At 67.4% G+C, this 282-nt stretch carries 1 pseudogene; it reads left to right on the top strand.

Features of this window, described 5'->3' with window-relative positions:
* Nucleotides 1-282, top strand: a pseudogene (locus tag ABLQ08_RS32510) (carnitine 3-dehydrogenase); the annotation flags it as partial.

Here is a 282-nt window from a genome sequence, read left to right as displayed (position 1 = left end):
CGGTGGGCGCAGATGGGCCTGTTCGAGACCTACCGGATCGCGGGCGGTGAAGCGGGCATGAAGCACTTCATGGCCCAGTTCGGCCCGGCCCTGGAATGGCCCTGGACCAAGCTGATGGATGTGCCGGAGTTCACCGGGGAGCTGGTGGACCTGATTGCCGGGCAGTCGGACGCCCAGTCCGGTCACCTGTCGATCCGGGAGCTGGAGCGGCTGCGCGACGACAATCTGGTCGGGATGATGCGGGCGCTGAAGAAGAGCGGCAGTGGAGCCGGCGGGGTGATC

It is taken from the genome of Roseibium sp. SCP14, assembly GCF_040329475.1.
In the GTDB taxonomy this organism is placed as follows: domain Bacteria; phylum Pseudomonadota; class Alphaproteobacteria; order Rhizobiales; family Stappiaceae; genus Roseibium.
Note: the sequence above shows the minus strand (reverse complement) of the source record. Positions and strands in the feature narration are given on the sequence as shown.